Origin of the sequence: Methylobacterium sp. B1, from assembly GCF_000333255.1 — a bacterium.
Taxonomy (GTDB): Bacteria; Pseudomonadota; Alphaproteobacteria; order Rhizobiales; family Beijerinckiaceae; genus Methylobacterium; species Methylobacterium fujisawaense.
The window spans coordinates 1-6,365 of the sequence record NZ_BACT01000327.1 but is presented as its reverse complement, the minus strand read 5'-3'; the positions used below and the strand labels follow the sequence as shown (position 1 = coordinate 6,365).

The 6,365-nt window shown below is 72.2% G+C and carries 2 protein-coding genes and 3 pseudogenes; 3 read left to right on the top strand and 2 right to left on the bottom strand.

Going from position 1 to position 6,365, the window contains the following annotated elements; genetic code table 11:
* Nucleotides 1–21 precede the first annotated feature (21 nt).
* From I53_RS09515 to I53_RS09505, 3 genes and pseudogenes are all read left to right on the top strand, one after another.
* A pseudogene (locus I53_RS09515) lies at nt 22–397 on the top strand (VIT1/CCC1 transporter family protein); the annotation flags it as partial.
* A 64-nt stretch (nt 398–461) separates the two neighbouring features.
* Nucleotides 462–1,400: a metallophosphoesterase gene (locus tag I53_RS09510; protein ID WP_043349686.1), complete on the top strand. Its 939-nt coding sequence runs from the start codon at nt 462–464 to the stop codon at nt 1,398–1,400.
* Between the two features lie 536 nt (nt 1,401–1,936).
* A pseudogene (locus I53_RS09505) lies at nt 1,937–3,333 on the top strand (amidase family protein).
* Between the two features lie 257 nt (nt 3,334–3,590).
* Here the strand turns inward: I53_RS09505 and I53_RS09500 are convergent.
* A pseudogene (locus I53_RS09500) lies at nt 3,591–4,732 on the bottom strand (M20/M25/M40 family metallo-hydrolase).
* On the bottom strand, nt 4,729–6,201 hold the full coding sequence (locus tag I53_RS09495) for a M81 family metallopeptidase (protein WP_043349683.1): 1,473 nt from the start codon (nt 6,199–6,201) through the stop codon (nt 4,729–4,731). Before I53_RS09495 ends, I53_RS09500 begins: the two are co-directional and overlap by 4 nt.
* Nucleotides 6,202–6,365: the final 164 nt, after the last annotated feature.

Below are 6,365 nucleotides of genomic sequence, written 5' to 3'. Positions count from 1 at the left end.
CTTTCGCCACGGGCATAACGGCGCGCCCTCCTGGTGGGGCTCGCGGCGTCGTCGGGGCCCGCATCAGCATGGGCTCACCGAGGCACTCTCCGACGACGGCCAGGTCACGGGCCGCGGCGACCCGTGGCTGCGCGGCCTGGTGTGCGGGGCCATGACCACGCTGGGCGGCCTCGGCCACACGCTGCCCTACGCGATTCCCGACACGCTCCCGCCCGGCTGGCCGAACCCGTTCGTGCTCGCCACGAGCCTCGCCGTCCTGGTCGTGGTGGTGGAACTCGCGGTCATCGCGGCGATCCGCACGCGCTTCATGGCGACGCCCTTCTGGCGCGCGGCCCTGCAGGTCATGCTCGGCGGGGCGCTGGTGCTGGTGGTCGGGATGCTGATCGGAAGCGCTTGACGCGAGGCGCCGCGCCCGCGATGCGGGGCGCCTTCCGTCCCCGTGTCGAGGGTGACCACCGGCGTTGACCTTCCGCCTCGCCCATCTCAGCGATCCGCATGTCGGCCCCCTCGGCCGGGTGCGTCTCCACCAGCTCATCGGCAAGCGCGCCACCGGCTACGCCAATTGGCGACGCGGGCGCTCGCGCAGCCACGACATGACCGTGCTGGAGGCGCTGGTCACCGATCTGAAGGCGCAGGGCGCCGGACACATCGCCTGTACGGGCGACCTGTGCAACATCGGCCTGCCGAGCGAATGGGAGACGGCCCGCACCTTCCTGGAGGCACTGGGCTCGCCCGAAGCGGTGAGCTTCGTGCCGGGCAACCACGATGCCTATGTTCGCGGCTCCCTCGAAGGCCTGCTCGCCGCCTGCGGCCGCTACACGGGCGACGATTCCGGCTCGTGGGGCCGCTTTCCCTATCTGCGGCGGCGTGGGCCCCTGGCGCTGGTCGGCCTGTCCAGCGCGATCCCGACCAAACCCTTCGTGGCGACGGGCCGCCTCGGTGCGCCGCAGCTGGCCGCGGCCGAAGCCCTGCTCCGCGCCCTAGCCACGGAGCCGGGGCGCCCGTTCCGCGTGGTGATGATCCACCATCCGCCGCAGCCCGGGGGCGCCTCGCCCGGCCGCGAGCTGAAGGATGCCGCAGCGTTCACCGCGATGATCGCACGGGCCGGGGCGGACCTGATCCTGCACGGTCACAATCACGTCACCAGCGCCGCCTGGATCCCGGGGCCGGACGGCCGGGCCGTCCCGGTGGTGGGTGCCCCCTCCGCATCGGCGCGCCCGCACGGACACGGGGCGATGGCGTCGCGCCGGGCCTCCTACCTGCTGTTCGAGATCGACCGGTCGGACCAGAGAGTCTCGGTCACGGCCCGGCGACGGGGCCTCGATGCGTCAGGCGCCATCAGCGATCTCGGCGCCCTGGACCTCGACGGGTCGGACCTCGACGCGTCAAACCTCGCCTGACGAGCCGGGCCGGCCGGCCCGTGAGGGGGGCGCCGGCCCGGGATCGGGATGCGGGTCAGATGCCGACGACTGCCAAGTCGGTGCGCTGCTGTCGGCTGAGGCTCGCTTCGTAGCGCTCGGCCTGGAGGCGGGTAAGACCGCAGATCAACGCGAGTGTCCCGCGATACACAGTGTAGGTGCCGTCGTGTGTCGGCCTGACGCGAATCACCTCTGCCATGGAAGCCTGCCTTCTGCTGGAGGTTGCCTGCCCTCGTCTAAGAAAGTCGTTCCTTCTCGCTGAATTGGCCGGTCGAACGCGCGAACGGGGGGAGGTTATCAGTCGTTCCAAAGGTAGCAAGAGCCGCCTACGTCGGAATGCTTAGGTCTTTTCTGCTGCATTGCGGCAAAGCCTTGCCGGCGTTGGCGATCCACGGAAGCGGAAAAAAGCGGCCGTCGGCTTGCATATTGAATATGCTGCGCGGGCCGGCCGGGAGCCGCTCGGGCGGTGCGAATCGTAGGATGGACCCCGCCCGTCCGGGCGCGCGAAAGGAACCCCCATGCAGCTCTGGCGTCTGACGGCGACCGACCTCGCGGCCCTGATCCGCACCGGCCAAGTTTCGGGCCCGGGAGGTCGCGCGGGACGCCCTCGACCGGCTCGAGACGGTCAATGGGCGGATCAACGCCGTGGTCGAGCACCGCCCGGAGGATGTGCTGGCGCAGGCCGACACGGTGGACGCCGCCCGGGCTCGGGGTGAGGCGCCCCGGCCCGCTCGCGGTGGTCCCGGTCACCATCAAGGTCAACGCCGACCAGCAGGGCTTCGCGACGACGAACGGGCTGCGTCTCCAGCGCGACCTCGTGGCGACGGACGACAATCCCGTGGTCGCCAATTTTCGCCGGGCCGGCGCGGTGCTGCTCGGTCGGACCAACACGCCCGCCTTCTCGCTGCGCTGGTTCACCACCAACCAGCTCCACGGCGACACCAAGAATCCGCGCGATCCGGCTCTGACGCCCGGCGGCTCGTCCGGAGGCGCGGGCGCGGCTGTGGCGGCCGGGATCGGCGCGATCGCCCACGGCACCGACATTGCCGGATCGGTGCGCTATCCAGCCTATGCCTGCGGCGTGCACGGGCTGCGTCCGAGCCTGGGCCGGATCCCCGCCTGGAATCCGTCCTCGCCCGAGCGCGGGATCGGTCCCCAACTCATGGCGGTCTCGGGGCCGCTCGCCCGCAGCATCGCGGATCTTCGCCTCGGCCTCGAAGTCATGGCGGCCCCGGATCCGCGCGATCCATGGTGGGTGCCGGCGCCGCTGGAAGGGCCGTCCGTGCCACGCCAGGTCGCCCTGTGCGTGCGGCCTGGGGGCCTCGCCACTGCCCCGGAGGTCGAAGCCGCCCTGCGCGAGGCCGCGCGCCGCCTGGCCGAGGCCGGATGGACGGTCACGGAGATCGCCGACACCCCGCCGATCCGGGAAGCCAGCGAACTCCAGCTCCAGCTCTGGCTCGGTGACGGCTACGCGGCGGTCCGGGCTGCGGCGGGGCGGGAAGGGGATCCGGCGGCCATCGGGCTCCTGGAGAGCTTCCGGTCGCGGGCCGAGGCGATGGCGCCCGACGCCATCGCCCGGGCGCTCACCCGGCGCGCGACGCTGGCACGGGAATGGTCGCTGTTCCTTGCCGAGAACCCTGTGCTTCTGGTCCCGGTCTCGGGCGAGCTGCCCTTCCCCGACGGGCTCGACCGCACCGGGGATGCCGGCGTCGCCCGGGCCTTCGAGGCGAACCTGCTGCAGGTGGGACTGGCACCGATCGGGGTCCCGGCGCTCACCGTGACGACCGGCCTCGTCGGACGGACCCCTGTCGGGGTGCAACTGGTCGCCGCCCGCTTCCGGGAAGACCTATGCCTCGCGGCCGGCGCGGCGATCGAGGCCGGAGGCGTGCCGGAGATGCCGGTCGACCCGGTCTGACGCCGGGCCGCCCCTGTCCGGACCCGAAAAGTGGCAGGCCTGCCGGTCCGACGATCGGCTGCAGGAGTCGCGACGGGTCGCGGATCGCCACAGGCGGGTGCGTGTGAAGCCCCTGACCGGTCTGCCGACCGCGCCGTCAGGTCCGCTCCTCGCCCTGGCGGGCTTCGTCCGCGGCGGCACGGCGGGGGGCCTGCCGGGGGTGCCGTCGCGATCGCGGCACTCGGCCGGGTCCGCGCCTGACATCACGCCGGGCGGGCTCAGGCCCGGCCTGCGGCTCCGAGGTTTGCCAGCAGGGCCGCGAACAGCCGCGCCCGCTGCGGCAGGGTCTCGATCAGCACGTGCTCCTCCAGGGTGTGTAGCCTTGGCCCAGCGGCCCGAGCCCGTCGAGGGTCGGGATACCGTTTGCGCCGGTGGAAGTGCCGTCCCGAGCGCCGCCGGCACTGCGATGGGGCAGGGGCTGGCCGAGCGCCTCGCTCAGGGCACGCGCCTGCTCGTAGAGCGCCATGCAGCCCGCATCCGGCTCCCAGACCGGCCGGGTCACGCCCCGGGTCACGGTGAAGCGGACGCCGTCCTCCTCCCCCGACAGCGCCAGCATCCGCTCGACGCCGCGGTCGAGGTCGGCCTGGCGCTTGGCCATGCTGAGCGCCTGCCCGCGGCAGACGGTCGGGACGCAGTTCACCCACTGCCCGCCCGACACGATCCCGGTGGAGACGGTGCAGTCGGCGTCCGAGAGCCCATCGATCGCGAGGATCTTGCGCGCCATCGCGCGGATCGCCGAGCGCCCCTCGTGGGGCGAGGCGCCGGCATGGCTCGGACGGCCCAGGGCCTCGAGGTCGAAGCGGGCGATGGCGTAGCGACCGGTGACCACGCCGTTGTCGGGCTGCCCGGGTTCGGGCACCAGCACGACGGCGTGGCGGGCCGCCTCAGCCTCGATCAGGTCGCGGGTCGAGGGGCTGCCGACCTCCTCGTCGCCGGTGAACAGGACGGTCACCGGCAGCGGCGTCTCGATCCCGGCCGCCGCCAGGGCGCGGATCGCCGCCAGGGCGATGACGTTGCCCCCCTTCATGTCGAGGATGCCCGGGCCGTAGGCGCGATCGCCGTCGATCCGCCAGGGCAGGCTTCCGAGGGTGCCGACCGGATGCACCGTGTCGAGATGGCCGAGCACCAGAATGCCGGGCCGGTCGCGGTCCCGGTGCGGGAACCGCGCGCGGACGCAGTCGCTCAGGCCCATGCGGCCCGGGATCGTCTCGACGGTCGCCCCGAGGAGCGCGAGATCGCGGGCGGCGACGCTCATCATCCGATTGACCGCCGCCGCGTCGTGGGTGGGACTCTCGCAGAGGACCCAGGGCTGCAGGGTCGCGAGGATGTCCTGAGCGTCGAAGCGCAGATCCGGAATCATCGGGCTTTCTCCTCGGCGAACGGATCGGCGACCCGCGGCCAGTAGAGGCCCGACCGCTTGGTGTAGGGGATCGCGCCGTAATCCGGCGGAACGGCTCCGGGCGCCGCGACGTAGCGGACCTCGCTCGCGATCGGCGCGAAGGCGGCGTAGAAATGCTGCATCGACTTCACCACGACCATCCGCTTGTCGTCGAGGGTGAGGCCGAGGCCCGTGAACGCGTCGGGCGCGAAGGCCTGCTGGCGCTTGTGGGTCAGCACCACGTGGATCCCGTCCGCCTCGACCCAGGCCGCGGGGCCGAGATGGGCGTGGCCGCCGCTGAGGCCGGTCTGGCTGTGGTTGTCCGACAGGCCGCGCACCGTGACGCGCAGGTCCACCGGGTTCCCGGAAGTCACGCCGCACTTGCCGCCGATCCGCAGGGTGAAAGACGCCCCGAGCCCGGCCTCGTGGCAGATGCCGACTGCCCCGGGATCCCAGATCAGGCCGAGGGCCACGTCCTTGACGCCCCGCTCTGCGAGGCGGGCGAGGATCGCGGTGTTGTCCGAAGGCGCGCCCGCGCCGGCATTGTCGGCGAAGTCGGCGAGGACCATCGGGCGCGGGTCGGCGGAGGCGAGGGCGAAATCGATGGCCGCGTCGATCGTATCGCAGCGGCTCGCGGCCTCCTCCCGCATCGCCCAGACCGCGCCGGCCAGCTCATCGGCCAGCGCCTGCGCCTTGCCGGCATCACCGTCGGCGACGACCAGCATCTTGGCACCGACATCCGCCACGTCGCCCCAGGGGAAGCCGTGCCCGAAGGAGACCGACAGGATGCCGTCGCGCCCCTCCAGGGACTCCATCCGGCGCACGAAGCCCGCGACCGGCTCGCGGCTGGTGCGCCACATGTTGACGATCCGGCAGTCGGCGTACGCCATCACCGGCCGGATGTCCTTCGACACCGTCTTGACGACCAACGGATACAGGTCGCGGGCGCGGTCGACGATGTCGGTGTGCGGGTATTCCTTGTAGATCACGATGACGTCGGCGTTGGTCCGCATCGTCTCGGTGAGATGGCAGTGGAGGTCGAGCTCGACGCCGATCGTGGCGTCCGGCCCGACGATGGCGCGGACCCGCTCCAGGATGTCGCCCTCGCAGTCGTCATAGCCCTCCGCCACCATGGCGCCGTGCATGAACAGCAGCACCGCGTCGACTGGCATCGCCGCCTTCAGGTCCTCCAGCAGGGTGTCGCGCAGCGCCTCGTAGACGGCCCGCAGGGTGATGCCGCCGGGCTGCGCGAAGGTCGAGAGGCTCTCGACCACCGTATGCCCGTCCGCCTCGGCCAGCGTGCGCCAGGCCTTGAGGCCGATATTGCTGAGGCTCGGCGGGTTCCGGCTGCCGTCGCGGCGGGCGTAGTCGGCGTGAAACGCCGCTTGTCCGGTGGGCAAGGGCGCGAAGGTGTTGGTCTCTGTGGCGAGACCCGCGATGAAGATCTTCAAGGTCCTGTCCCAATCCGTCCCGGCCGCCGGGTCAGGCGGGGCTCGGGGTCAGCGTGATCACCGTCTCGGTGGCCGCGTCCACGGCCGCGCGGCCGTAGAGCATCGGCACATAGTCCTGGCGCCCCCAGACCGGGGCCAGATCGGCGTAGTGCGGGCTTGCGGGG